Source organism: Streptomyces liliifuscus (assembly GCF_016598615.1).
Taxonomy (GTDB): Bacteria; Actinomycetota; Actinomycetes; order Streptomycetales; family Streptomycetaceae; genus Streptomyces; species Streptomyces liliifuscus.
Map to the genome: position 1 here is coordinate 9,265,988 of NZ_CP066831.1, position 23,729 is coordinate 9,289,716.

A 23,729-nucleotide genomic window follows, 5' to 3' on the forward strand; every position below is an offset into this window, starting at 1 on the left:
AGTGGTCAGTCTTCCGCCGCCCATCTCCGCGGACATCCTCGTCGACGGCGCCTGGCTCCCCGTGTCGGTGCGTACCACCACCCCGATCAGCATCAACCGCGGTGCGTCCTCCGAGGGCAGCAAGACCCAGCCCGGCAGTGCCGAGCTCGCCCTCGACAACCGCTCCGGCGACCTCTCTCCGCGCGACCCGAACAGCGTGCTGTTCGACAAGATCGGCAGGAACACCGGCTTCCGCGTAGGCGTGCACGCGGGCACACCGGACCTCGCCGTGACCGCGGCCGGAGACCGCGCCTCGACCCCCGACGCGGCCGCGCTGGACCTCACCGGCAGCCTGGACGTGCGGGTCGAGGTCAAGCTCGACGACTGGAACACCGGCACCCTGGTGGAGCTCGCCGGGAAGTACGAGACGGTGGGCAACCAGCGCTCATGGATGATGTTCGTGAGCGCGACGCAGACCCTGTCCTTCCGCTGGTCCACCAACGGCACCGCCCTGCTGGAGTTCACCTCCGGCGATCCCATCCCGGTGCCGGCCTCGGGGCGCATCGCCCTGCGCTCGACAATGGACGCCACCACCAGCAGGGTCACGCACTACACCGCCGAGACGATCGACGGGCCGTGGACGCAGCTCGCGGTGAGCAGCGGTCCGGGCGCCACCTCTGTGCACTCCGGTACGGCGGCGCTGCAGGTGGGCGACACGAACGCGGCCGGTACGTTCTTCGCCCCGTCCGGCCACTTCTACGCCTTCCAGCTGCGCGACGGCATCGACGGAAACGTTGTGGCGGACGTCGACTTCACCGCGCAGACGATCGGCGACACGTCGTTCACCGACGACGAGGGCCTGACCTGGACCCTGCAGGGCGGCGCCGAGATCACCGACCGCAAGGGGCGGCTGCGCGGCGAGGTCCCGGCCTGGCCGCCGTCGCGCGACCTGACCGGTGCGGACATCTGGACGGAGATCAGCCCCGCCGGGATCCTGCGCCGCCTCGGCGGGAACAAGCCCCTGCAGTCGGTGCTGCGCAGGGAGATGACCGCCCCCAGCCGGCCGGTACCCATCGCGTACTGGCCGGCCGAGGACGGCGCGAGCGCCACCCGCATCAGTGCCGCGGTGCGCGCTCAGCCGATGCGCATCACCGGCGCCCCGGACCTGGCCAGCTTCGAAGGTTTCGCCTGCTCAGACAGGTTGCCCGTCCTCAAGACCGGATCGTCCCTGACCGGGCCGGTGCCCCGGTACGCGGCGACCGGCCAGACCCAGGTCCGATGGCTCACGTTCATCGACACCGACAGCGAGCCCGCCGGCGCACGCCTCGTCAGCGTGTGGACCACCGGCAGCGCGGCACGCTGGGACCTGATCTACGGCACCGGCGGCACCCTGCAGCTGAAGGGGTACAACGACGCCGGAACAGAGCTCGTCGACGGCGGCGTGTGGGCGGCGACCGCGGGCGGACGGCTGCTGCGCCTGAGTATCGAGTTCGAGCAGGACGGCGCCGACGTCGACTGGAGGTGGGTCACCCTCGCCGTCGACGCCGCGTCCGGCGGTGTGGTGGGGGGCACCCTCGCCGGTCACACCATCGGTCAGGTCACCCGCGTCATCTTCGCCCCCGACAAGACCCTCGACGAGGTCGCCGTCGGACACGTCGCGGTCTACGACGAGATCACGTCCATTCACGACCTCAAGAGCGAGCTCAACGCGTGGCGGGGAGAGCCTGCCGGCCGCCGCATCCAGCGGCTGTGCGAGGAGAACCAGGTCCCGTTCACCCTGCACCCCTTGCTCGACGACACCCAGCCCATGGGCCGTCAGCGCGTGGACAACCTCGGCAAGCTGCTGCAGGACTGCGCCGACGCGGACCGCGGCCTCCTCCTGGAGCAGCGCGACGGCCTCGGCCTGACGTACCGGCCGCTCACCGCGCTCTACAACCAGGCCCCGGTGCTCACCCTCAACTTCCCCGACGGGGTCATCGGGGCGCCGTTCAAGCCGCTCGACGACGACAAGCTCACCGAGAACGACGTCACCGTCAAGCGCGTCGACGGGGCCGAGGGGCGCGCGGTCCTGGAGACCGGGCGCCTGTCGGTGCAGGACCCGCCCAACGGGGTCGGCCTGGGCTACGACGTCGACCACACCCTGAACGTGGCGAGTGACGTGCAGGTGCTGCCGCTGGCTGGGTGGATCCTGCACCTGGGCACTCACGACGGGATGCGCTACACCAAGATCACGCTCGACCTGGGTAACTCGCGGGTCTTTGCGATGATCGACGCCATCCTTCAGGCGGACGTCGGCATGATCCTGCGCCTGACCAACCGGCCCGCCGACCACGGGCCCGACGACGTCGACCTCCTCATCCGCGGCTACAGCGAGGAGATCGGCCCGCAGGCCTGGCGCATCACCTTCGTCTGCGACCCCGGCGAGCCGTACACCGTCGCCCTCTACGACGGCGACCGCCGCGACACCGCCGGCAGCCAGCTGGCCGCCGCCATCGATGCCGACGACACCACCGCCGACATCCTCACCACCCTCGGCCCGCTGTGGACCGGCGCCTACCCCTCGCTCACCGCGAACCCCTCCTTCGAGACGAACTTGGCCGGCTGGTCGGCGGCCGGCGGCGTCATCGACCGCGTGAGCGCCCCGACGCCGAAACCGTTCGACGGCATCTGGGCGCTGTTCTTCGTCCCCGACGGCGTCTCCCAGTTCCCCAACGCAGGCACCGACCAGGTGCCGGTGACCGTCGGACGCCAGTACGTCGCGTCCGGCTGGCTGCGCTGCTCGACGTCCCGCTCGGTCGCACTGAATGTGAACTGGTTCAACGGCGTCGGGACCTACCTGGACACCGCCGCCAACGACGTGCCCGTCGAGGCCGGGACCTGGACCTGGTTCGAGAAGGTCGTCACCCCTGTGGCCAACTCCGTCACCGGGAATCTCGCGGCTACCGTGGCAGATTTCCCGCCGGGCACCGACGTGCTGTGGGTCCACCAGGCCACCCTCCGGCCCGCCGGGGGCGTCCCCGAGAACTTCCCCTTCCGCATCAGGACGGGCGGCGAGGTGAAGACCGTCAACGCCGTCACGCCCGCGGTGGCCGACACGTTCACTCGCACCACCACACCCGGATGGGGAACCCCCGACGTCGGCGCGGCATGGGTCAGCACCGGCGGCGCGGCGGGCGATCACTACACCCAGGGCAGCGAGGCCGCCCACCAGCTGACCGCCGTCGACGTCGCCCGCCTCGACCTCACCCCGGTCGCCGGAACAGACCACGACGTGTGGGCGGACATCGCCACCGCGGCGCTCGCCACCGGTGGCCCCCAGCTCGTCTCCGTCGTCGCCCGGGCGACGAACGACGCGAACCTCTACATGGCCCAGCTGAGCATCAGCACCTCGCAGGTCATCACGCTGACCCTCCGCAAGCGCGTCGCCGGCGTCGAGACGCAGTTGGACACGTTCACCACCAGCCTGGTCCACAGCGCCTTCACCTTCTACCGGCTGCGGCTCAAGGTCAGCGGGTCGAAGCTGCAGGCCCGGGTGCGGCAAGCCAGCGCCTCGGCCACAGGGAACTGGCAGGTGAGCGCGACCGACACCAGCCTCACCACCGGCAGCAATATCGGCATGCGCTCCGTCCGCCAGACCGCCAACAGCAACGCGAACCTGATCGTGTCCTTCGACAACATGCAGCTCGTCAACCCGCAGCGGTTCACCGTCGAGCGGTCCGCCAACGGCATCGTCAAAGCCCACGCCGCCGGATCCGGTGTGGTCCTGGCCAAGCCCGCCATCCGCGCCCTGTAGGAAGGAGCGACCGTGCCCGATCTGCTGGCCGGATCCAAGATCAAGGCCCTCGACCACACGCCCACGGTCTACGCCCTGGACGGCACCGTCATCGCCAATATCACCGAGGTCACCTATACCGTCGGAACACCGGAGGTCGGCGTGACCTTCACCGCGCCGACCACCGGCCGCGTGACGATCAGCGTGGGCGGGGGCCTGCGCAACAACGCCGCCAACGCCGACCGGGTGGCGCTCGCCCCGCAGGTGTTCGAGGACGACTCCTCGGGTCTTGAGGTCCTCGCGCCCACGGTGCTGCGCGGCGTGTCCTCCGAGGGCATCGCGACTGCCGGCGATTTCGCCTACCGCGGCCGCACGTCCATGCTCGACGGACTCACGCCCGGCCAGGAGTACTACGCCCGCGTCATGTACATCAAGTTCGGCACGGCCGGCAGCACCCCCGACATCACGGCCCGCGACATCCTCGTCGAACCTGCCTCCTGACCCCGGCACCCGATCGCTCCACAGCCCCGGAACCACCCCGGTCCCGGGGCTTCTTGCTGCCCAAGGAGGGCCCGCCGATGTCCACCAAGCCACTGACCCCAACCGCCCTCGTCGACGCCCTGCGATCCGCGGGCCTGGTCGTCGTCGAGGTCGGCGACTGGGAGAACCACAACCGCAACCACAAAGGCCCGTGGGGGCCGGTGCACGGCGTGATGTTCCACCACACCGTGACCTCCGGCTCGGCCCGCACCGTCCAGATCTGCCGCGACGGATACAGCGGCCTGCCCGGGCCGCTGTCCCACGGCGTCATCACCAAGGACGGCAAGGTCCACCTCGTCGGCCACGGCCGCGCCAACCACGCAGGCCTGGGCGACGGCGACGTGCTCCAGGCGGTCATCGCCGAGCGGACGCTGCCGGTCGACAACGAGGCGGGCACCGACGGCAACAGGTACTTCTACGGCTTCGAGTGCGAGAACCTCGGCGACGGCGAGGACCCCTGGCCGCCCGCCCAATTGCTCGCCATCGAGCGGACCGCCGCGGCGATCTGCAGGGCACACGGCTGGACGGCCGCGTCCGTCATCCGCCACCTCGACTGGCAGCCCGGAAAGAGCGACCCCCGCGGCGTCGACTGGACGTCGATGCGGTCCCGGATCGCGAAGCGGCTCGACTCGCCCAAGCCAGCGCCTACGCCCGCGCCGACGACGCCGACGGTGAGCCTGTCCCGGCTCCGTACGGCAGCTCGCACCGACCCGCCAAAGAAGGGCACCCCGCGGTCGTACGGCGGCGTCGAGACGGTCGAGGTCGCGCTCGTCGACGAGGGCCTCCTCGCCCGCGCCTACGGCGACGGCCACTGGGGCACGACGACCACGCCCGCCTACGCCGCGTGGCAGCGGCGCTGCGGCTACACAGGCGCGGCCGCCGACGGATACCCCGGGCTCGCCAGCCTGCGAAGCCTGGGTCTCAAGCACGGATTCAAGGTGGTGGACTGATCATGAAGGATTCGACGAAGCGCACTACGCGTACGGCCCTGCAGACGACTGTCGGCGTGGCCGCGATGCTGCCCGGCATCGTCACCGCCTCGGGCATCCCCGAATCGCTCCCGTGGGTCGGCGGCGCGCTCGCCATCGCTGCGGGCCTGACCCGAGTGATGGCGCTCCCCGGTGTGCAGCGGCTGCTGCCCAGCTGGCTGCGCACCGATGATGCCGGGAGCCGGGAGTGACTGTTCCCGAGGCCTCCGTCGCCGTCGAGTTGGAGCGGCTGCGCGGCACCATGTCGACCGGTTTCGCCGAGGTGAAGGGTTCGTTGGCGGTCCTCGTCGAGCGCTCCGACCGAAACGAGCGGGACCTCGCGCAGCTCCGCGAGGAGACGGACAAGGAGCTCGGCGAACTGCGCACGGAGGTCGAGGCGTTGAAGAAGAGTCGGTGGCCACTGCCGTCGGTGGCGGCCGTCACGGCCGTGTGCGCACTCGGCCTCACGCTGTACGAGATCGTTGGCCGCTGAACCACCGATGCCCCCTGCACGGTCCTCACGGGCCGCGCAGGGGGCGCTTCGTGGTTCGCAGAGTCACACGTCGAGCGGCTCGGCCATATGCGCTTCGGCGATGGCGTCGATGCGGCGGGCCAGGTCGAAATCTGCGGTCGTGAGCTTGTTCCCTACGTCGTGCGTGGTGATCGCGAACCGAACCTTCCCCCATCGCAGATCAATGTCTGCGTGGTGGCTGATCAGCCGCTCAACATCAGCGACGTGCACGATCATCGCCACACCGCCGTGATACCGGATCCCGTACGTACGGCTGATCTCATCGCCGTCACGACGCCAGCCTGGCGCCTTCAACAGCGCGGCCACGATCTCGTCCTCAGTCAGCGGCACCGGTGCGTCTGCCACGTCTCAGCTCCCATCGGTAACGGGCGCCAGGACCTCGGCGAGGTCCTGACCAACCGGGGCATCCTGCCACGGTTGCATGGCCCGCTGAAGGGTGGCCAACTCACGCCGCATGCGGGCGGAACGGGTCTCGACGGCGATGTCCGCCACCGTTCGGGCAATCTCCAGTGCCTGGTCCGGCTCGCCCGCTCCGGCGGCCGCGGTGGCATGGCGAGCTAGATAGACACCACGGTCGCGCCGCGCCGTTGCGGGGACGATGTCGAGGACCTGGGACCACAAGGAGACTGCCTCGGCCCCGAGGCCGAGCCTTCCGTAGCAGGTGGCCCGCTGCACTTCGAGATAACCCGGAGTACGGCGGCATGCGTTGCCCCACGGCAGGTCGTCGTCGACGCGCGACAGAAGTCCGTCGGCCTGGTCTATGAGCTGGTCCACCGCACCGCGGTCACCGGTGAGGCTCGCGCCGTGCGCCTGCTGCTGCATGGCCATGATGCGCACCTTCGGGACCAGGTGCCCGGAGTCGTCCAGGGCCGCTTCACACAGGTCGATGACTGCAGGGCCGTCCCCGAGGTCGGTCCGCACCTGGGCCTGGTTCACCAACGAGTAGCCGATCAGGTGCGGGTCCCGGGAGCGCATGGCGATCTCCTGCGTGACTCCGCGCCAGAAGTGCGCGCCGTCCATGTCGCCGGCGTCTTGATAGAGCCAGCCGACGAGTGCGGCGTACGCGGCGCCGACCCGGAGGAGGCCGCGGCGGGTCTCGCCTTTCGCGGAGCGGACGAGCTTGTCGATCAGCTGATACTGCGCGGAGACAGTCCCGATCAGGTCGTGCGGGCCCAGCAGCATGTCTGCCCGGTAGTGCCCTTCCAACTGCTGCTGGAAGTAGTCGATCAGTGCGGGGTCGACGTGTTGGGGCGCAATGGGCCCGGCGACGAGCGCGGCAGCGGTGACGGACACGAACGCGCGGCGTTTCAAGTCTTCGGCCTCTTCGTGGTGCTCGGGTCGGATCCAGCCCGATGGTGTGGTGAATCCGAGATCCTCGGGCCAGCGGCCGAGCACGTCGTGAATCACGATCGCTGTCTCCTCCGACGGCCAGCCCGGGCGCTCGCCCTCCCAACGGCGCCAGGTGCGCGGAGCGACGGTGAATTGCCGGTCGTCGAGGAGCCGTTGTCCGTGCTCAGTGATGCGGGCCGCGGCTTGTTCCATGGTGCGCCACCCGACGCGGAGCCTGGCAGCTCGCAGTGCGTCGTTGCGGCCCATGCGTTCAGTGTGAGCTGTCATCGCGCCTGTCTCCGGCCATGGCCGCTACGTGGCCGCGCGTGGCCACAGCGCGGCCTAGTTCCACCTTGTCGTGCCTCCCCATCATCCATGTGTGACTACGGCACGTACACGGAAAGCGACAGGTCGCCACTCCAGAGGGCGACGCTCGGAGGCGCAAGGATGATGAGCGACACCAGCGAACGGGCAGTACAACCCGCCGAACCTGCCTCCGACGGGCTCGTGACTACCCGTGCCGATCGGGCTTTGGCGACAGAGCACTGGCTGTTGTCGACCCGCGACGCGGAGGGTCGGAGCCGGTCCCGCGCCGAGTGGGCAGAGCGCGGGATGACGCTGCTGCCCCTCGGAACCCTGGTCTCCGCCGTCCGGATCCCTGGGCGCATGGTGCTCGCCCTGGCCGACACGACGACGCCGGCGGACGCAGACGATTTCCTCGACAGCAGCCTTGACGGTGGCCCCGTCATCTGCGACCCGCGCGGCCTGCGGTACTACGCGCTGGTGCCCGGCAGCATGCCGAGGACGTGGAGCTCGGCGGCGAACGCCTGGCGGCCTCTGGGCGTCGATCTCCTCGGCCGCGGGACCGTGCTTGGGGTGCCGCCGGTAACCGCCGATGAGTTCGAGCCCGGCACCCCACACGCCTCGTACTGGTCGGTGCCGATGTACTCGCCCGGCATGTTGTGCGAGCCGAGCGCCGTGGCCCGGTTGATCATCGCCGGAGCCCACCAGCTGGCAGCGGAGGCGGACGCGTGAACGACGACGAGCTCCTTAATGGGTTGACGGTGCTGGGCCTCGCAGTCGAAGCCCTCAAGGAATGGGAATCGCACCCGTGGGATGTGGTGCAGAAGTCCGCTGAGGCAGTGGGCCCCCTTCTCCGGGAGCAGCTCATCGGCCGTGGCCTCTGGGACGGTCTGGAACCGCACGATCATGCGGCCGTGCACTGGGTCATGGCAGAGGGGCACTCCGTCAGCGGCGTGAAGGAGAAGTGGCTCGACGGTCACCGTGAGGGTCGCCGGATCCAGTCTCTTCACGAGGCCGCGGACCACTACGGCGCTCTGTGCGGCGCAGTCTGGAGACCGCGCGGCTACGGCCGTGAGGGGCAGATCCGATCCGCCGTCGACTTCGTGAACCGCTTCACCGCGCTGCCTGATGGATGGCGCGAGGAGGCCATGCGGCGAGCTCTGGCCGGCCAGGACATCGCTGCGGCAGTCGCTGATGCCGCCCGGCTCCGCAACGTGCTCAAGAGCGTGTACGGCATCGACGCCTGGAAGGACGATGGTGACCAGTCGTGAGAGGCACCGGATGGGAATGGGTGGACAACGGCAGTAGTTCCTCGCACCTGCGGCGCGTTGCCAACGGCGTCCCCAGCCGCTCAGCGGAGGCGTACCGCGAGTACGTCGGCCACGGAGTCGATTGCTCGCCCTGCAGCGAGGCTCGGAACGGCGAGACGCGGTGCCCGACGGGCGACGAACTGTGGCAGGCCTACCAGGACGTCAAGGCACCGTAGGGCCGTTGCCGTCCACGAGTCTGGCGAGCGGCACGTTGAGGACGTGAGCGATCTTCAGGAGGGTGGTGACGGTGGGGTTGGCCCGTCCCGCCTCGATGTTCTGCAGCGTGACCCGGTCGACGCCTGCCGCGAGGTAGACCGCCTCCTGAGTCTTGTTCTGCCGCATTCGTTCGGCCTGCAGCTGTCGCCCCATTCGCTCCAGGCGTTCGGGAATCCATGAATCATCGTCAGGAAGATCTCGCACCCGCCAACGCTTGACCGATACCGATCACCCGTCGGCCGAATATATTAGGCATTCTGTGATCTTGATCGGGGCATAAGCCCCTCCACGGACGGCCCTCCCCAATCAGCTCGCCAGGCGGTGGGGACGGGTCGCGGCACCCTCGATCTCGCGATCGGGGGTGCCGTTGCGTTCAGCCACAGGGCAGCCGGTGAATCCTCGGGGTCGTAACCCACCTATCGGCTTGCCCATCTCCGTCGTCATCACGCGGGCGATGTCCTGCGCGTCGCCTTCCAGGAGGTCGGCGGCGCGGTGCAGTAGCTGTGTGCGCTCGGCGAACGAGGTTGTGCGGTGTGTGTGGAACGCGGCTTCGGCTGTCGCGAGCCGGTGTTCGATCTCTTCGGGGCCGAGGGCGTCGTAGGTTTTGAGGGTCTCGCCGGTTGCCGGGTTCACCGTGGCGATGGGCATGGCTGGCCTCCTGATGCGGGGTGTGTTTCGACCCTCCCGCGCGGCGGGACGCGTCGCAACGTGTGGTACTCGGCGTCCGGGCCGTATGCGGCTGGTCGCGCGGTTCCCCGCGCCCCCGACGGGGCGCGCCTGCCTGCACGCGTGCCCTTGGAGCTAGCCCGTATGCCCTTCGAGGCGGTCCAGGAATGTTGTCTGCGCCTTGACCAGGAAGGGGCGTGCTCGGGCAGGGCTCAGCCATTCCACTCTGTCCAGTTCGGGGAACTCCTGGACCCGGCCCGAACCCCGCGGCCACTCCATCGTGAACGTGCCGGGGACCACCGCCGTGACGTCCAGGCCCGACTCGATGGCCCAGACCGTGACGACCTTGCCGTTGGTCTGGGTGACCTCGCCGAGGGGGATGGGGTCGCCGTCGGGAGGCGGAAGCCCCAGTTCCTCCTGGAACTCTCGGCGTGCCGCGTCCCAGGCCGGTTCGTCGGGCTCGTACTCGCCCTTCGGCACGGTCCAGGCGCCGGCGTCGCGACGGGCGAAGAACGGGCCGCCCATGTGGCCCAGGAGCACCTCTACGCCGTGGTCGGTGCGGCGGAACAGGAGCAGGCCCGCGCTGCGTTTCGCGGTGGCGGTCACGGCGTGACCTCCGGGTGCGCGGCGAGCAGGGTCTCCACGGTGTCGGCCTGCGCCGGGGTCTTGTCCTCGCGGTAGCGGACGACCCGGGCGAAGCGGAGGGTGACGCCCGCCGGGTATCGGGTCGAGCGCTGCAGACCGTCGTACGCGATCTCGACGACGAGTTCGGGACGGACGGTCACGACCCAGCCGTTGTCCTCGACGGCGAGTTCCTGGAGCCGCTCGGTCTGCCAGGCCAGCAGTGCGTCCGTCAGACCCTTGAAGGTCTTGCCCAGCATGGCGAAGGAACCGTCCGGATTGCGGGCGCCCAGATGCAGGTTGGAGAGCTTGCCGGTGCGCCGCCCGTGGCCCCACTCGGCGGCCAGCACGACCAGGTCCAGGGTGTGCACGGGTTTGACCTTCAGCCAGGAGGCTCCGCGCCGGCCCGCGCTGTAGGGGGCGTCGAGGCCCTTGAGTACGACACCCTCGTGGCCGCGCTTCAGCGTGTCGGCGAGGAACTGTTCGGCGGCGGCCCGCGCCCGCGCGTCCGCCGGGTCGGCCACGAGGGTGCGTCGTACGCGCATCGGCTCGGGGACCAGACGGGCCAGCTCGGCGTGGCGGTCGGCGAACGGCAGGTCGAGCAGGTCGCGCCCGTCCACGGAGAGCGCGTCGAAGAAGACGGGGGAGACGGGGACGGCCTCTGCGGCCGTGGCGACGTCCACACGGGAGCCCACGCGACCCGCGATGTCCTGGAACGATCGCGGCCGCCCGCCCTCGTCGAACGCGATGACCTCACCGTCGAGGATGAAGTGCTCGCCCTTCAACTCCCGTGCGGCGGAGGTGAGTTCGGGAAGTCGGTCCGTGATGTCGTCAAGTGTGCGGGTGTAGAGACGTACGTCGTCGCCGTCGCGGTGGACCTGGACGCGGATGCCGTCCAGCTTCTCCTCGACCGCGCACGAGCCGAGCTTGTCGATCGCCTCGGTGACCGACGAGGCGCTGTGCGCGAGCATCGGCTGGACCGGGCGGCCGACGGTGAGCCGGAACCCGGCGAGGGACTCCGGCCCGTCGGCGAGCAGCCTCTCCGCCACGGTCTGGAGCGAGCCCGCCAGCATCACCGCGCGTCGTACGTCGGCGGAGGGCGCGCCCGTCGCCTGGGCGAGGCCCTCCACGGCGACGGCGTCCAGGGCACCCTGACGCACCTCCCCGCCGATCAGCCCGAGCAGGAACCGCTGCTCGGGCTCGGTGCACGCACCCATCAACTCGCCGACCAGCCGCGCCCGTTCCGCCTGGGAGCCGGTGCCGGAGACCTTGCCGAGGTCCGTGAGGCGGGCGTCCACCTCCCGCACGGTCAGCGTGGGCTCCTCGGCGGGCGGGACCGGGGTGCCGAGGATCTTCCAGCCGATGCCGAGCCGCCCCTGGGGAAGGCGGCCCGCCAGATACGGGATGACGATCGGCACGTCGTCCGCCTCGGCGTCCCGGAACAGCTCCGCGAGCAGAGCCGTCTTCCGGGACCGCGCCGAGGTGGCGGCGACCTCCTGGGACACACGGGCGAGCCGGTGCAGCAGCATGCAGCCATGGTGCAACGGAGGCGTCCGATCCACACCCGCACGACGGGGTCTTCGGGCCCCTCGTGGGCCCGTGGGTTGTGGTTCAGGGCCTCGGCCCGGCCCTGGGGCGCACGGCCCGCGGCCCCGGGCCGTGCGCACGGCCGCGTCCCGTGTCCCGGGTGCCCCGCGTGGCCACGGCTCGGGCCTGCGCCCGCGTCCGCGAGGCCGGCCCGGCCCGGGGTCGCAGGGCCCCGGGCCCCCGGCTACGCCCGCACCGCCGCGTCGAGGTCCGTGAAGAGCAGTTCGCCGTTGATCGTGGCTCCCGCCCGGTAGCCGCCGCTGGCCGCGTTCACCACCTGCTCGGCGAAGCCGATCGCGTTGCCCGCCGCCCAGACGCCGGGCACGCTGGTCAGACCGGTCGGGTCGACCACGGCGTACGTGCCGAACGGTGTCTCCTGCAGCTCGGCGCCGAGCCGCTCCAGGAGGCCGGTGCGCGGGATCGCCCGGGGTGCGACGAACAGGACCGAGCGCTCGTGGGTCGTGCCGTCCGCGAGCCGGATCGCGGTGAGCCGGTCGTCGTCGACGACCAGCCCGGCGACCTCGCCCGGCACGACGTCGACTCCGGCGGCGGCGAGCCTGCGCAGCTCCTCGTCCGCGAGTTCGTCCTCGGCGACCGTGTGCAGGAAGAGGGTCACGTCCTTCGACCACTGGGAGACCATCAGCGCCTGGTGGACGCCCATGGGGGTCGTGGCGAGCACGCCGAAGGCCTGGTCCCGTACCTCCCAGCCGTGGCAGTAGGGGCAGTGCAGCACGTCCCGCCCGAAGCGCTCGGCGACACCCGGCACCTTCGGCAGTTCGTCCGCGAGGCCGGTGGCGACGACCAGCCGGCGCCCGTGCACCGTGCGCCCGCCTTCGAGCGTCACGTCGAACTCCCCGTCCGCGTCCTTGACCACGTCCACCGCCCGGTCCCGGACGAGTTCGACGCCGTAGCCTGCGATCTCCTCGCGTCCCACGGCGAGGAACTCCGCCGGAGACATGCCGTCCCGCGACAGATAGCCCTGCATGTGCGCTGCGGGCGCGTTGCGCGGCTCGCCCGCGTCGATCACGAGCACACTGCGCCGGGCGCGTCCCAGGACGAGCGCCGCGGACAGTCCGGCCGCGCCGCCTCCGACGACGACCACTTCGTACCTCTCGGTCATGGTGACCACCTCCACTGAGAAGGTCGCCCACCCGCTGCCGTATTGACAAACATCTTTGCCGAAACTGCAATGAGGAGATGAGCGAGCGCCACGAGCACCAGAGGCACGAGGAGACCGGCACGGACACCGGCACCGATACCGATGCCGAAACCGACGACGTCCTCGCGGAGGTCGGACCGCGGCTGCGCCGCATCCGCAAGGAGCGGGGCGCCACCCTCGCGGGTCTGTCCTCCGCCACCGGAATCTCCGTGAGCACCCTGTCCCGCCTGGAGTCCGGGCTGCGCAAACCCAGCCTGGAGCTGCTGCTGCCCATCGCCCGCGCCCACCAGGTGCCCCTCGACGAACTCGTCGGGGCCCCACAGGTGGGCGACCCCCGCATCCGCGCGGCGAAGCCCATCGTCATGCACGGCCGTACGCACTGGCCGCTCACCCGCCAGCCCGGCGGCCTCCAGGCCTACAAGGTGCTCGAACCGCGGCGGAAGCAGGAGCCGGACCCGCGGACGCACGAGGGCTACGAGTGGCTGTACGTGCTCTCCGGGCGGCTGCGCCTGGTGCTCGGCGAGCACGACGTCGTACTCGGCCCGGGGGAGGCCGCCGAGTTCGACACGCGTGTGCCCCACTGGTTCGGGTCGACGGGGGAGGGGCCGGTGGAGTTCCTGAGCCTCTTCGGGCGGCAGGGGGAGCGGATGCATGTGCGGGCGCGCCCGAAGCGGCGTGGCGAAGACGACTGACAACGGCCTGTGCCGACTGTTCCCAGGTCGACAAGCGACCGCTTAGTATGCGGTTGACCCCGGTCAGATGAAGCAGTCCCGTGGAGGCACCGCATGCAGGCATGGCAAGTGCACGAGATCGGCGAGCCGAGCGAGGTGATGCGGCTTGAGGACGTGGAGCGGCCCACGCCCGGTGACGGCCAGGTCCTGCTCAAGGTGCGCGCGGCGAACATCAACTTCCCGGACGCCCTGATGTGCCGCGGGCAGTACCAGGTCAGGCCGCCCCTGCCGTTCACGCCGGGCGTGGAGATCTGCGGCGAGACCGAGGACGGACGGCGTGTCATCGCCAACCCGGCGCTGCCCTACGGCGGCTTCGCCGAGTACGCCGTCGCGGATGCCGCCGCTCTCCTGCCCGCGCCCGACGCGCTGGACGACGCCGAGGCGGCCGCGCTGCACATCGGCTACCAGACGGGCTGGTTCGGACTGCACCGGCGGGCTCGTCTGGAGGCAGGGGAGACGCTGCTCGTCCACGCTGCCGCCGGAGGGGTCGGCAGCGCGGCCGTGCAGCTCGGTAAGGCCGCGGGCGCCAAGGTCATCGGCGTCGTGGGCGGCGCCGACAAGGTGGCCGTCGCCCGTGAGCTGGGCTGTGACGTCGTCGTGGACCGGCGTGCCGAGGACGTCGTCGCCGCGGTGAAGGAGGCCACCGGAGGCCGGGGCGCCGACGTGATCTACGACCCGGTCGGTGGCGACGCCTACACGCAGTCCACCAAGGTCGTGGCCTTCGAGGGCCGCATCGTGGTCGTGGGCTTCGCGAGCGGCAGCATCCCGAGCCCGGGCCTCAACCACGCGCTGGTGAAGAACTACTCGATCCTGGGCCTGCACTGGGGCCTCTACAACACCAAGGACCCGAAGCTGGTCCTGCGCTGCCACGAGGAGCTCACCGAGCTGGCCGCCCGGGGCGGGATCAAGCCGCTCGTCAGCGAGCGCGTGCCGCTGGGCGGGGCCGCCGCCGCGGTGCAGCGGGTCGCCGACGGCGTCACCACCGGCCGGGTCGCCGTGGTGCCCTCCCTCGACGAGAACGGAGCCGCCGCATGACCGACGCCGCGAGCAGGAGCGGGGCGATCGACGCCGCCGAACTGCGCCGCCGCACCCAGGAGTTGCTGGCCGCGCATCCGGTCGCAGGCACCGACCGGGTGGACTTCCTCAAGGCCCGCTTCGACGCCGGACTCGCCTGGGTGCACTACCCGCGGGGCCTCGGCGGACTCGGTGCGCCGCGTTCCCTCCAGGCCGTCGTGGACGCCGAGTTGGAGGCCGCGGGCGCGCCCGACAACGACCCGCGGCGCATCGGCATCGGCCTCGGCATGGCCGCGCCGACGATCCTCGGATACGGCACCGAGGAGCAGAAGAGCCGCTTCCTCAGGCCCCTGTGGGTCGGCGAGGAGGTCTGGTGCCAGCTGTTCAGCGAGCCGGGCGCGGGCTCCGACCTGGCGGCGCTCGGCACGCGAGCCGTCCGGGACGGCGAAGACTGGGTGGTCAACGGGCAGAAGGTGTGGACGTCCAGCGCCCACCTCGCCCGCTGGGCCATCCTCATCGCCCGTACCGACCCGGACGCGCCCAAGCACCGCGGCATCACGTACTTCGTCTGCGACATGACCGACCCCGGTGTCGAGGTGCGACCGCTGCGCCAGATCACCGGTGAGGCCGAGTTCAACGAGGTGTTCCTCACCGACGTCCGCATCCCCGACGCGCACCGCCTCGGCGAGGTCGGCGACGGCTGGCGGGTCGCGCAGACCACGCTCATGAACGAGCGCGTCTCCATCGGCGGCATGCGCATCCCGCGTGAGGGCGGCATGATCGGCCCGGTCTCCAGGACCTGGCGCGAGCGCCCCGACCTGCGCACCCATGACCTGCACCAGCGGCTGCTCACGCTGTGGGTGGAGGCCGAGGTCGCGCGGCTCACCGGCGAGCGCCTGCGCCAGCAGCTCGTCGCGGGCCAGCCGGGCCCCGAGGGCTCCGGTATGAAGCTGGCGTTCGCCCGCCTCAACCAGGAGATCAGTGGCCTTGAGGTCGAACTCCTCGGCGAGGAGGGCCTGTTGTACGAGGACTGGACGATGCGCCGTCCCGAACTCGTCGACTTCACCGGCCGTGACGCCGGCTACCGCTACCTCCGCTCCAAGGGCAACAGCATCGAGGGCGGGACCAGCGAGGTCCTGCTGAACATCGTCGCCGAACGCGTGCTGGGCCTGCCCTCCGAGCCGCGCACCGACAAGGACGTCGCCTGGAAGGACCTGGCCCGATGAGCGCCCCCGACCTGCTGTACTCGGAAGAGGAAGAGGCGCTGCGCGCCGCCGTCCGCGACCTTCTCGCGGACCACTGCGACGCGCCGGGCGTCATCGCCCGCACGGAGTCGGACCGGCCGCACGACCCCGAGCTGTGGAAGGCCCTCTCGGACGGCATGGGCCTCGCGGGCCTCCTCGTCCCCGAGGCACAGGGCGGCCAGGGTGCCACGCACCGCGAAGTCGCGGTCGTCCTTGAGGAGTTGGGCCGTGCGGTCGCCCCGGTCCCGTATCTGACGAGTGCGGTCGTCGCCACCGAGGCGCTGCTCGCGTGCGGTTCCGACGAGGCCGCCGAGCTGCTCACGGCCCTCGCGTCCGGCCGGACCATCGGCGCACTCACGGTGGCGCTGTCGGCCGGGCCCGGGGCGCCCTACAAGTCCGTACGCCACGAAGGCGGCGCTCTGAGCGGGGAGTTGACCGGCATCGCGGACGCGGTCGCCGCGGACGTGCTGCTCGTGCCGGCGGAGGACGGCGGGCTGTATGCCGTGGACGCCGGCGCCGACGGTGTCACGGTCGCCCCGCAGGTCTCCCTCGATCTGACCCGGCCGGTCGCCACCGTCACCCTCGACGGGGCCCCGGCGCGCCTCCTCACGCCGGACGCCGGACCGGCCGTTCGGCGTGCGCTGCGCGCCGGAGCCGGACTGCTCGTCTCCGAGCAACTCGGCCTCGCCGACTGGTGTTTGACGGAGACGGTCCGCTATCTGAAGGAGCGCAAGCAGTTCAACCGCCCGGTCGGCGGCTTCCAGGCGCTCAAGCACCGGCTCGCCGCGCTGTGGCAGGAGATCGTGGGCACACGCGCCGCGGCCCGCAACGCCGCCGACGCGCTGGCCGCCGGGAGCCCGGACGCCGATGTGGCGGTCGCCGTCGCCCAGGCCTACGCGTCGCCCGTCGCGGTGCACGCGGCCGAGGAGGCGGTCCAGCTGCACGGAGGCATCGGGATGACCTGGGAGCACCCGGCCCACCTCTACCTGAAGCGCGCCAAGGCCGACTCGATCGCGTACGGCACCGCGGGTGCCCACCGCGGGACACTGGCGGGTCTGGTGGACCTCCAGGCCCCCTGACCTCGCCCCGGTCCACTCCCGCCGATGGCACGAAGGCCCGCTCCGACCCCCCGGACAGGAGCGGGCCTCCGCTTTACCAACCTCCCCCATCATGCATAATTGCGAACTGTTCGCAATAACTGTTGATGTTCATTAGGGGTGGGGGCGGCATGAGGGCCCGATCGATACGAGGCATGGGCACCCTGGCGACGGCCGCCGCTCTGGCGACCGTCGCCTCCGCGTGTTCGGCGCCCGGCGAGGGCGACAGCGGGGCTGCGGCGACCTCGGCAGTCGTCGGCATCGCCTACGAACCGGAGACCCTGAGCCCCCTCCTCGGCTTCGGCAAGGACGGCAACTCCAAGATCTTCGACGGGCTGCTCACCCACGACGCCGACCTGAAGCTGAAGCCCGCGCTCGCCACCGCGCTGCCGAAGGTGAGCGACGACGGACGCACGTACACCTACGCGCTGCGCGAGGGCGTGAAGTTCAGCGACGGGAAGCCGTTCACCGCGAAGGACGTCGTCTTCACTTACGAGACGATCCTCGACGAGAAGACCAACAACCCCTCCAAGGGCGAGCTCGACGCGATCGAGAGCGTCGAGGCGAAGGGCGACGACACCGTCGTCTTCCGGCTCAAGTACCCCTACGCGCCCTTCGCGGAGCGCACGGTGCTGCCCATCGCGCCCGAGCACATGGCCGGCGGCCAGGACGTCAACACGGGGACGTTCGGATCGAACCCCGTCGGCACCGGGCCCTACAAGCTGGCCAAGTGGTCCAAGGGCGAGCAGCTCGTCCTGGAGGCCAACTCCGGCTACTGGGGCGGACCTCCGAAGATCGAGCGCTTCACCATGGCGATCATCAAGGACGACGACGTACGCGCCACCCGGCTGCGCTCCGGCGACCTCGACGGCGCGATCCTGCCGCCCAACCTCGCCAAGGCCTTCCAGGGGTCGGGGCAGAAGACGTACGCGGCCAAGAGCTTCGACTACCGCACGGTCACCCTGCCGACCGGCAACAAGGTCACCGGGAACACCGCCGTGCGCCGCGCCCTCGACATCGCCGTCGACCGGAAGGCCATGGTCGACGGCATCCTCGAAGGCGCCGGCAAGGTGGCCCACGGACCCGTCCCGACGGACAGCGAGTGGTTCACCGAGGGCACCGAGCGGACATACGACCCGAAGAAGGCGCGGACGCTCCTCGACGCGGCCGGCTGGAAGCCGGGCAAGGACGGGATCCGTGTGAAGGACGGCGTCCGCGCGAGCTTCCCGCTCTGGTACGTCTCCGGCGACAAGCTCCGCCAGGACCACGCCCTCGCCTACGCCTCCGACGCCAAGAAGATCGGCGTCGAGGTCGAGGTGCAGGCGGGCACCTGGGAGGTCATCGAGCCGCGCATGCCCAAGGACGCGGTGCTCGCGGGCGGAGGCTCACCGGCCGACCCCGACTTCGACCAGTACCCGCTCCTCAGGTCGGACCTCGCGGGCGACGGCTTCAACAACATGGGCTGGTACGACAACGCCACCGTCGACAGGGCCCTGAAGACCGGCCGCGAGAGCGGCGACCCGGCCGAGCGCAAGGCCGCCTACGACACCGTCCAGCGCGAGCTGGTGAAGAACCCCGGCTACACCTTCCTGACCCACATCGACCACCTGTACGTGGTCGACGACCGCTTCGGCGACCTGTCCACGCAGGTCGAACCGCACGATCACGGTCTCGCCGCGGGCCCGTGGTGGAACGTCGAGGACTGGCGGCCGTGAGCCGTCCGCCGTGGGGTCCCATGGCGCGGCTGGCGGGACGGCGGGCCCTGTTCGCCGTCCCCGTCCTCGGGATCGTCACGTTCGGGGTCTTCGCGATCGCCGCGGCCTCCCCGTTCGACCCCGTCAAGGCGTACGCGGGCACGGCCGGACTCAGCGCCTCCCAGGACACCCTCGACCAGTTGCGCGCCAACCTGGGTGCCGACGAACCGCTCGTCACGCGGTGGTGGAACTGGCTGACGTCCGCCGTGCAGGGCGACCTCGGTGACTCCAGCGCCCTGCGGCAACCGGTCGCCGACGTGATCGCCGAACGCGTCGGCTGGTCGGTGCTGCTGGCCTCCGCCGCCTTTCTCGTGGCCGTCCTGCTGGGCGGGCTGCTCGGCGTCCTCGCCGCGCGCCGGCCGGGCGGCTGGACGGACAGGGCCGTCACCTCGCTCGCGTACACCCTGGAGGCCGCGCCGCCGTTCTGGCTGGGCCTGCTCGTGATGTGGTTCTTCGCCCTGAAACTCGGTGTGCTGCCCGCGGGCGGCCTCACGGACACCGGCACCACGGTCGTCACGGCAGACCAGGTCGTACGCCATCTCGTGCTGCCCGCAAGCGTGTTGGCCCTCTCCCAGCTGCCGTGGTTCGTGCTGTACGTCCGGCAGGGCGTCGGCGACGCTCTCCAGGAGGACCCCGTACGCGGTGCACGCGCGCGTGGACTCGCCGAGCGCACCGTCCTGTTGGGACACGCCCTGCGCTCAGGAATGCTGCCGGTGCTCACGCTCATCGGCTCGCGCGTGCCCGAACTCATCACCGGAGCACTGCTCGTGGAGACCGTCTTCAGCTGGCCAGGCATCGCCGCGGCGACCGTCGAGGCCGCCACCGCCGTCGACTTCCCGCTGCTCGCCGCACTGACCGTGCTCGCCACGATCGCCGTGCTGGTCGGGAACCTCCTCGCGGACCTGCTGTACGGGCTCGCGGACCCGAGGGTGGGATTCGATGGCTGAGACGACCAAGATGACCAAGACGAGCAAGACGACGGGGGCTTCGGGGATGACCGAGGCCGTCGAGGCAGCCACTGTGTGGCGCACGCGAGCGGTCGTACGGCGGTCCACGCGTGCGTGGCGGGTGCGCGGCTCGGCCGCAGTCGTGGCCGTGATCGTGCTGGCCGTGCTCCTCGTGCCGCCCTTCGTCCAGCTCGACCAGCAGGCCGTGGACCTGGCCGCCAAGCTCCAACCACCTTCCCTGGCGCACCCGTTCGGGACGGACGACGTGGGACGGGACCTGCTGCTGCGCTGTGTCTACGGGCTGCGGGTCTCGCTCCTGGTCGGCGTGGTGGCGGCCGTCGTGTCCACGGTGGTCGGCACTGCCGTGGGCGCGGTCGCGGGTGCGTTCGGGGGATGGGCCGACCGGCTGGTGATGCGGCTCGTGGACGTGTTCGCGTCCGTGCCGCACCTGCTCCTCGGCATCTTCATCGTCGCAATGTTCCGGCCCGGGGTGTGGCCGGTCGTCGTCTCGGTGGCGCTCACCCACTGGCTGTCGACGGCCCGGATCGTCCGCGCGGAGATCCTCTCGCTGCGCTCCCGGCCGTACGTCGACGCCGCGATCTCGGGCGGCGCCTCGCGCTACCGGGTGGCGGTACGGCATCTGCTGCCCGGCGTACTGCCCCAGGCCGGGCTCGCCGCCGTCCTCATGGTGCCGCACGCCGTCTGGCACGAATCCGCCCTGTCCTTCCTCGGGTTGGGGCTGCCCACCCATCAGGCCAGCCTCGGCACGTTGGTACAGAGCGCGCGCGGCTCGCTGCTCGCCGGGGACTGGTGGCCCACCCTCTTCCCGGGGCTGTGCGCCGTCGCCGCCACCCTCGCCATCGCGGGTCTCGCGGGCGCCTGGCGCGAACGGCTCAACCCGCGAAGCCGATCGGAGCTGATGCTGTGACACCGCAAGCCGACGGCACGAACATCCTGTCGGTACGGGGGCTCTCCGTGCGTTTCCGGATGCGCGACGAGGCGTACGTACGAGCCGTCACGGATGTCTCCTTCGACCTCGCGGCGGGAGAGTGCCTGGCCCTCGTCGGTGAGAGCGGCTGCGGCAAGTCGGTGCTCGCCTCCGCCCTGTTGGGCCTGTTGCCCGGCAACGCCTCGGTGGCGGGTTCGGCCCTGCTCGGCGGCGACGGGCTCGACCTGCTGGCCGCCGACGAGCGGGTGCTCGCCCGAGAGGTCCGCGGGCGGCGCGTCGCACTCGTACCGCAGAGTCCCGCGGCGCACCTCACACCGGTGCGTACCGTACGGTCCCAACTCGCTGAGGCTGTACGGGAATTGACGGGGGCTTCCGGTGAGGGCGCGGCAGCCGCCGCGGAGCGGGCCGCGTTCCCTCTGGACCATCTCGACCGCTACCCGCACGAGTTGTCCGGCGGGCTCGCCCAACGGGCCGCCACCGCGCTCGCCCTCGTCGGGGACGCGCCCCTGCTGCTCGCCGACGAGCCGACCACCGGGCTCGACCGCGATCTCGTCGAGCGCACCGTCGACGAACTCCGCCGTCACACCGGGGACCACCGAGCCCTGCTGCTGATCACCCACGACCTGGCGGCGGCCGAGCGGATCGCCGACCGGGTCGCCGTGATGTACGCGGGACGCGTGGTGGAGGTCGCCGGCGCGGCCGCGTTCTTCGGGGCGCCGGGGCCGCGGCATCCGTACGCCCGCGGTCTGCTCAACGCCCTCCCCGAGCGGGAGTTCACGCCGATCCCGGGCATGCCGCCGGAGCTCGGCGCACTCCCGGACGGGTGTGCCTTCGCCGCGCGGTGCGAAGGGGTGAGCGAGGCGTGCGGTGTCCTGCCGGAGTTCGTGGCGGGCGTGGCCTGCCATCACGTGGGTCACCTGGATCAGGCGGAGGTGGCGCGTGCGTGATCAGGAGGGGCACATGCCTTGCCGGGAGGTGGCGCGTGCTTGAGCTGCGGTCCGTCACGGCCGGGTACGACCGGCGTGCCCCCGTCGTCCGCGAGGTCTCACTGACCGTGAGCGCCGGGGAGGCCGTGGGGCTCCAGGGACCCAGCGGCTGCGGCAAGTCCACGCTGGCCCGGGTCGCCGCGCTGCTGCACCGGCCCGACTCCGGCGAGGTCCTCATGGACGGCGAGCCGGCCCGCGGCTGGCGTCATCGCGCGCCACGCGCCCAGCGCACCGCATTCGGGGTCGTCTTCCAGCAGCCACGCCTCTCGGCGGACCCGCGCCTGCGGCTCGCGGACCTGATCGCCGAACCGCTCCGGGCCAACGGACAAACAGTCGACGGCGTAAGGGAGTTGGCCGAAACCGTGGGGCTCGGAGCGGACCTGCTGGGCCGCCGGCCCCACGAGGTCAGCGACGGGCAGTTGCAGCGCGCCTGTCTCGCGCGGGCACTCGCGCTGCGGCCGCGCTGGCTCGTCTGCGACGAGATGACGGCGATGCTCGACGCCTCGACCACCGCCGCGCTGGTCGGCGTCGTGGAGACCTACCGGCGGGAGAGCGGGGCCGGACTGCTGGCCGTCGGACACGACCGGGTGCTGCTGGAGCGGTGGTGCGACCGGACGGTCGGGTGGGCCGAGCTGACCTCGGTGTGAACGTCCGCAGGAGGCGGTCGGGCGAAGTGAACGCACAGCGGCAGTCCGGCCAACTCCCCGCACGGCCCTGCTCCTTGAACCTCCTGAGGGCCGATACTCGCTGAGGCCCATACGGCACTCTCAGGGAGGCAGACATGGCCCTCACCACCCGTCGCAGAGCCCTCACCACCCTCGCCGCCGCAGTGGCGGGCAGCGTCGCCGTTCCCGCGTACGCGCAGGCGACCGAGGGCGGACACCGGCCGCGCCCGCTGTGGCGCGCCCACGCGCACAACGACTACCTCCACCCCCGGCCCCTCCTCGACGCGCTCGACCACCGCTTCGGGAGCGTCGAGTCGGACATCTTCCTCGTCGGAAACCAGCTCCTGGTCGCCCACGACCCGGTCGAGCTCGACCCGACCCGGACCCTGGAATCCCTCTACCTCGCCCCCCTCGCCGCCCGGGTGAAGGCCAACCGCGGCTCGGTGTACCGGGGGCAGCGCAAGCCGGTCCAACTGCTGATCGACATCAAGACCGAGGGCGCGTCCACGTACCAGGAGCTAGACCGCCAACTGCGCCGCTACCGGCACCTGTTCACGACGTACGCCCACGGCCGGGTCTTCCCCGGCGCGGTGACGGCCGTGGTCTCCGGCGACCGCGCGGCCCGTGTCCCGATGGAGGCCCAGACCGTGCGGCGGGCCTTCTACGACGGCCGCCTCCTCGACCTGCTGGCCCCCGTCCCGGCCCCGTCCTCCTTCATCCCGCTGATCAGCGACAACTGGACGCTCAACTTCACCTGGCAGGGCGTCGGCACGTTCCCCGAGGTGGAGCGCCAGAAGCTGCGCGGCATCATCGCGGCGACGCACTCCCGAGGGCAGAAGGTCCGCTTCTGGGCCACCCCCGATCTGGCGGGCCCCGCCCGTGACGCGGTCTGGGGCGAACTCCTCGCCGCCGACGCCGACTACATCAACACCGACGACCTCGCGGGTCTCGAAGCGTTCCTGGACGCGCACAGGTAGGTCCACGAGCGGGCACAGCGCAGCGACCACCGACCGACGGGCGTAGCCCAGCGCTTTCACGCGCAGTCAACACACGTTCGGCGGACACGTCAGCCGCCCGGACGAACCCCCCGCTACGCCACACTTGCGGCCGAAAGCCGCGGTGTGGACGTGGCGGAGGAGGTTGACGATGGCCATTTCCATCTCTGTGGTCCTGTTGCTGTTGATCCTTGCGGTGGTCTTCCTCCGCAACGGCGCGCTGAAGCTCTCGCACGCCGTGGTCTGTGTGCTGCTCGGCTTCTATCTCGCGAGCACGAGCATGGCGCCGACCATCCACAACGGGCTCACGGCGACCGCCGACGTCGTCAGCAGCCTCAGGCCGTGAGCCCGCGGCGGAGGCGGGG

At 71.2% G+C, this 23,729-nt stretch carries 24 protein-coding genes and 1 pseudogene; 18 read left to right on the forward strand and 7 right to left on the reverse strand.

Annotated elements, in window-relative coordinates; all coding sequences use genetic code 11:
- Window position 1 precedes the first annotated feature (1 nt).
- The 5 genes from JEQ17_RS40165 (at window position 2) to JEQ17_RS40185 (ending at window position 5,752) form a co-directional block, all read left to right on the forward strand.
- Complete coding sequence (locus JEQ17_RS40165; RefSeq protein ID WP_200399827.1) at window positions 2-3,772, forward strand: hypothetical protein; 3,771 nt, start codon at window positions 2-4, stop codon at window positions 3,770-3,772.
- A gap of 12 nt (window positions 3,773-3,784) precedes the next feature.
- Window positions 3,785-4,252, forward strand: coding sequence for a hypothetical protein (locus JEQ17_RS40170; RefSeq protein WP_200399828.1), 468 nt, complete (start codon window positions 3,785-3,787; stop codon window positions 4,250-4,252).
- A 77-nt stretch (window positions 4,253-4,329) separates the two neighbouring features.
- Complete coding sequence (locus JEQ17_RS40175) at window positions 4,330-5,241, forward strand: N-acetylmuramoyl-L-alanine amidase (protein WP_200399829.1); 912 nt, start codon at window positions 4,330-4,332, stop codon at window positions 5,239-5,241.
- A gap of 2 nt (window positions 5,242-5,243) precedes the next feature.
- Window positions 5,244-5,471 (forward strand): hypothetical protein, encoded by a 228-nt coding sequence (locus JEQ17_RS40180; RefSeq protein ID WP_200399830.1) that lies wholly within the window; start codon window positions 5,244-5,246, stop codon window positions 5,469-5,471.
- Entirely contained in the window at window positions 5,468-5,752 is a 285-nt protein-coding gene (locus JEQ17_RS40185; protein WP_200399831.1) for a hypothetical protein, read from the forward strand. The genes JEQ17_RS40180 and JEQ17_RS40185 overlap by 4 nt, the downstream gene beginning before the upstream one ends.
- Window positions 5,753-5,815: 63 nt before the next feature.
- Here the strand turns inward: JEQ17_RS40185 and JEQ17_RS40190 are convergent, their stop codons facing one another.
- Entirely contained in the window at window positions 5,816-6,136 is a 321-nt protein-coding gene (locus JEQ17_RS40190; protein WP_234048543.1) for a 4a-hydroxytetrahydrobiopterin dehydratase, read from the reverse strand.
- Between the two features lie 3 nt (window positions 6,137-6,139).
- Window positions 6,140-7,387 (reverse strand): Twin-arginine translocation pathway signal, encoded by a 1,248-nt coding sequence (locus JEQ17_RS40195; RefSeq protein WP_200399832.1) that lies wholly within the window; start codon window positions 7,385-7,387, stop codon window positions 6,140-6,142.
- A 345-nt stretch (window positions 7,388-7,732) separates the two neighbouring features.
- Here JEQ17_RS40195 and JEQ17_RS50270 point away from each other — a divergent pair, with 345 nt between their 5' ends.
- Together JEQ17_RS50270 and JEQ17_RS40205 are read left to right on the forward strand one after the other, a co-directional pair.
- Window positions 7,733-8,155 carry a hypothetical protein gene (locus JEQ17_RS50270; protein WP_234048544.1) on the forward strand — a complete coding sequence of 141 codons (423 nt, stop codon included), beginning with the start codon at window positions 7,733-7,735 and terminating at the stop codon, window positions 8,153-8,155.
- Window positions 8,152-8,694 carry a hypothetical protein gene (locus tag JEQ17_RS40205; RefSeq protein ID WP_200399834.1) on the forward strand — a complete coding sequence of 181 codons (543 nt, stop codon included), beginning with the start codon at window positions 8,152-8,154 and terminating at the stop codon, window positions 8,692-8,694. Before JEQ17_RS50270 ends, JEQ17_RS40205 begins: the two co-directional genes overlap by 4 nt.
- 201 nt (window positions 8,695-8,895) lie before the next feature.
- Here the strand turns inward: JEQ17_RS40205 and JEQ17_RS40210 are convergent, their stop codons facing one another.
- The 5 genes and pseudogenes from JEQ17_RS40210 to JEQ17_RS40230 form a co-directional block, all read right to left on the reverse strand.
- Window positions 8,896-9,102 (reverse strand): helix-turn-helix domain-containing protein, encoded by a 207-nt coding sequence (locus JEQ17_RS40210; RefSeq protein ID WP_267924812.1) that lies wholly within the window; start codon window positions 9,100-9,102, stop codon window positions 8,896-8,898.
- Window positions 9,103-9,366: 264 nt separating this feature from the next.
- Window positions 9,367-9,597 (reverse strand): annotated as a pseudogene (locus tag JEQ17_RS40215) (aldehyde dehydrogenase family protein); the annotation flags it as partial.
- A 153-nt stretch (window positions 9,598-9,750) separates the two neighbouring features.
- A complete protein-coding gene (locus tag JEQ17_RS40220) occupies window positions 9,751-10,221 on the reverse strand; it encodes an NUDIX domain-containing protein (protein WP_200399837.1) in 471 nt (156 codons plus the stop codon).
- Window positions 10,218-11,765 carry an ATP-dependent DNA ligase gene (locus JEQ17_RS40225; RefSeq protein WP_200399838.1) on the reverse strand — a complete coding sequence of 516 codons (1,548 nt, stop codon included), beginning with the start codon at window positions 11,763-11,765 and terminating at the stop codon, window positions 10,218-10,220. Before JEQ17_RS40225 ends, JEQ17_RS40220 begins: the two co-directional genes overlap by 4 nt.
- Before the next feature lie 242 nt (window positions 11,766-12,007).
- Window positions 12,008-12,943, reverse strand: coding sequence for an NAD(P)/FAD-dependent oxidoreductase (locus JEQ17_RS40230; protein ID WP_200399839.1), 936 nt, complete (start codon window positions 12,941-12,943; stop codon window positions 12,008-12,010).
- 77 nt (window positions 12,944-13,020) lie between these two features.
- Between JEQ17_RS40230 and JEQ17_RS40235 the strand changes: the two genes are divergently transcribed.
- The 11 genes from JEQ17_RS40235 (at window position 13,021) to JEQ17_RS40285 (ending at window position 23,710) form a co-directional block, all read left to right on the forward strand.
- A complete protein-coding gene (locus JEQ17_RS40235) occupies window positions 13,021-13,674 on the forward strand; it encodes a helix-turn-helix domain-containing protein (RefSeq protein WP_234048546.1) in 654 nt (217 codons plus the stop codon).
- 93 nt (window positions 13,675-13,767) lie between these two features.
- Entirely contained in the window at window positions 13,768-14,748 is a 981-nt protein-coding gene (locus tag JEQ17_RS40240; RefSeq protein WP_200399840.1) for an NADPH:quinone oxidoreductase family protein, read from the forward strand.
- The gene (locus tag JEQ17_RS40245) at window positions 14,745-15,953 is read left to right on the forward strand and encodes an acyl-CoA dehydrogenase family protein (protein ID WP_200399841.1); all 1,209 of its coding nucleotides are present in this window, start codon (window positions 14,745-14,747) and stop codon (window positions 15,951-15,953) included. The genes JEQ17_RS40240 and JEQ17_RS40245 overlap by 4 nt, the downstream gene beginning before the upstream one ends.
- On the forward strand, window positions 15,950-17,050 hold the full coding sequence (locus JEQ17_RS40250) for an acyl-CoA dehydrogenase family protein (protein ID WP_200399842.1): 1,101 nt from the start codon (window positions 15,950-15,952) through the stop codon (window positions 17,048-17,050). Before JEQ17_RS40245 ends, JEQ17_RS40250 begins: the two co-directional genes overlap by 4 nt.
- Before the next feature lie 149 nt (window positions 17,051-17,199).
- Window positions 17,200-18,783, forward strand: a complete 1,584-nt coding sequence (locus tag JEQ17_RS40255; RefSeq protein WP_200399843.1) for an ABC transporter substrate-binding protein — start codon at window positions 17,200-17,202, stop codon at window positions 18,781-18,783.
- 20 nt (window positions 18,784-18,803) lie between these two features.
- Window positions 18,804-19,769, forward strand: a complete 966-nt coding sequence (locus JEQ17_RS40260; RefSeq protein ID WP_200401967.1) for an ABC transporter permease — start codon at window positions 18,804-18,806, stop codon at window positions 19,767-19,769.
- Between the two features lie 46 nt (window positions 19,770-19,815).
- Window positions 19,816-20,697, forward strand: a complete 882-nt coding sequence (locus JEQ17_RS40265) for an ABC transporter permease (protein ID WP_200401969.1) — start codon at window positions 19,816-19,818, stop codon at window positions 20,695-20,697.
- 59 nt (window positions 20,698-20,756) lie between these two features.
- Window positions 20,757-21,665, forward strand: coding sequence for an oligopeptide/dipeptide ABC transporter ATP-binding protein (locus tag JEQ17_RS40270; protein ID WP_200401968.1), 909 nt, complete (start codon window positions 20,757-20,759; stop codon window positions 21,663-21,665).
- 35 nt (window positions 21,666-21,700) lie between these two features.
- Entirely contained in the window at window positions 21,701-22,351 is a 651-nt protein-coding gene (locus JEQ17_RS40275; RefSeq protein WP_200399844.1) for an ABC transporter ATP-binding protein, read from the forward strand.
- Window positions 22,352-22,485: 134 nt separating this feature from the next.
- Window positions 22,486-23,346 (forward strand): phosphatidylinositol-specific phospholipase C/glycerophosphodiester phosphodiesterase family protein, encoded by an 861-nt coding sequence (locus JEQ17_RS40280; protein WP_200399845.1) that lies wholly within the window; start codon window positions 22,486-22,488, stop codon window positions 23,344-23,346.
- Window positions 23,347-23,515: 169 nt separating this feature from the next.
- Window positions 23,516-23,710: a hypothetical protein gene (locus tag JEQ17_RS40285; protein WP_055611237.1), complete on the forward strand. Its 195-nt coding sequence runs from the start codon at window positions 23,516-23,518 to the stop codon at window positions 23,708-23,710.
- Window positions 23,711-23,729 lie beyond the last annotated feature (19 nt).

Coding starts and splice junctions, on each gene's coding strand:
- JEQ17_RS40180 (WP_200399830.1), top strand. CDS start 5,244: ATGAAGGATTCGACGAAGCGCACTACGCGTACGGCCCTGCAGACGACT.
- JEQ17_RS40250 (WP_200399842.1), top strand. CDS start 15,950: ATGAGCGCCCCCGACCTGCTGTACTCGGAAGAGGAAGAGGCGCTGCGC.
- JEQ17_RS40270 (WP_200401968.1), top strand. CDS start 20,757: ATGCGCGACGAGGCGTACGTACGAGCCGTCACGGATGTCTCCTTCGAC.
- JEQ17_RS50270 (WP_234048544.1), top strand. CDS start 7,733: ATGACGCTGCTGCCCCTCGGAACCCTGGTCTCCGCCGTCCGGATCCCT.
- JEQ17_RS40230 (WP_200399839.1), bottom strand. CDS start 12,943: ATGACCGAGAGGTACGAAGTGGTCGTCGTCGGAGGCGGCGCGGCCGGA.
- JEQ17_RS40175 (WP_200399829.1), top strand. CDS start 4,330: ATGTCCACCAAGCCACTGACCCCAACCGCCCTCGTCGACGCCCTGCGA.
- JEQ17_RS40195 (WP_200399832.1), bottom strand. CDS start 7,387: ATGGGCCGCAACGACGCACTGCGAGCTGCCAGGCTCCGCGTCGGGTGG.
- JEQ17_RS40280 (WP_200399845.1), top strand. CDS start 22,486: ATGGCCCTCACCACCCGTCGCAGAGCCCTCACCACCCTCGCCGCCGCA.
- JEQ17_RS40265 (WP_200401969.1), top strand. CDS start 19,816: ATGACCGAGGCCGTCGAGGCAGCCACTGTGTGGCGCACGCGAGCGGTC.
- JEQ17_RS40210 (WP_267924812.1), bottom strand. CDS start 9,102: ATGGGGCGACAGCTGCAGGCCGAACGAATGCGGCAGAACAAGACTCAG.
- JEQ17_RS40285 (WP_055611237.1), top strand. CDS start 23,516: ATGGCCATTTCCATCTCTGTGGTCCTGTTGCTGTTGATCCTTGCGGTG.
- JEQ17_RS40235 (WP_234048546.1), top strand. CDS start 13,021: ATGAGCGAGCGCCACGAGCACCAGAGGCACGAGGAGACCGGCACGGAC.
- JEQ17_RS40240 (WP_200399840.1), top strand. CDS start 13,768: ATGCAGGCATGGCAAGTGCACGAGATCGGCGAGCCGAGCGAGGTGATG.
- JEQ17_RS40255 (WP_200399843.1), top strand. CDS start 17,200: ATGAGGGCCCGATCGATACGAGGCATGGGCACCCTGGCGACGGCCGCC.
- JEQ17_RS40260 (WP_200401967.1), top strand. CDS start 18,804: ATGGCGCGGCTGGCGGGACGGCGGGCCCTGTTCGCCGTCCCCGTCCTC.
- JEQ17_RS40225 (WP_200399838.1), bottom strand. CDS start 11,765: ATGCTGCTGCACCGGCTCGCCCGTGTGTCCCAGGAGGTCGCCGCCACC.
- JEQ17_RS40245 (WP_200399841.1), top strand. CDS start 14,745: ATGACCGACGCCGCGAGCAGGAGCGGGGCGATCGACGCCGCCGAACTG.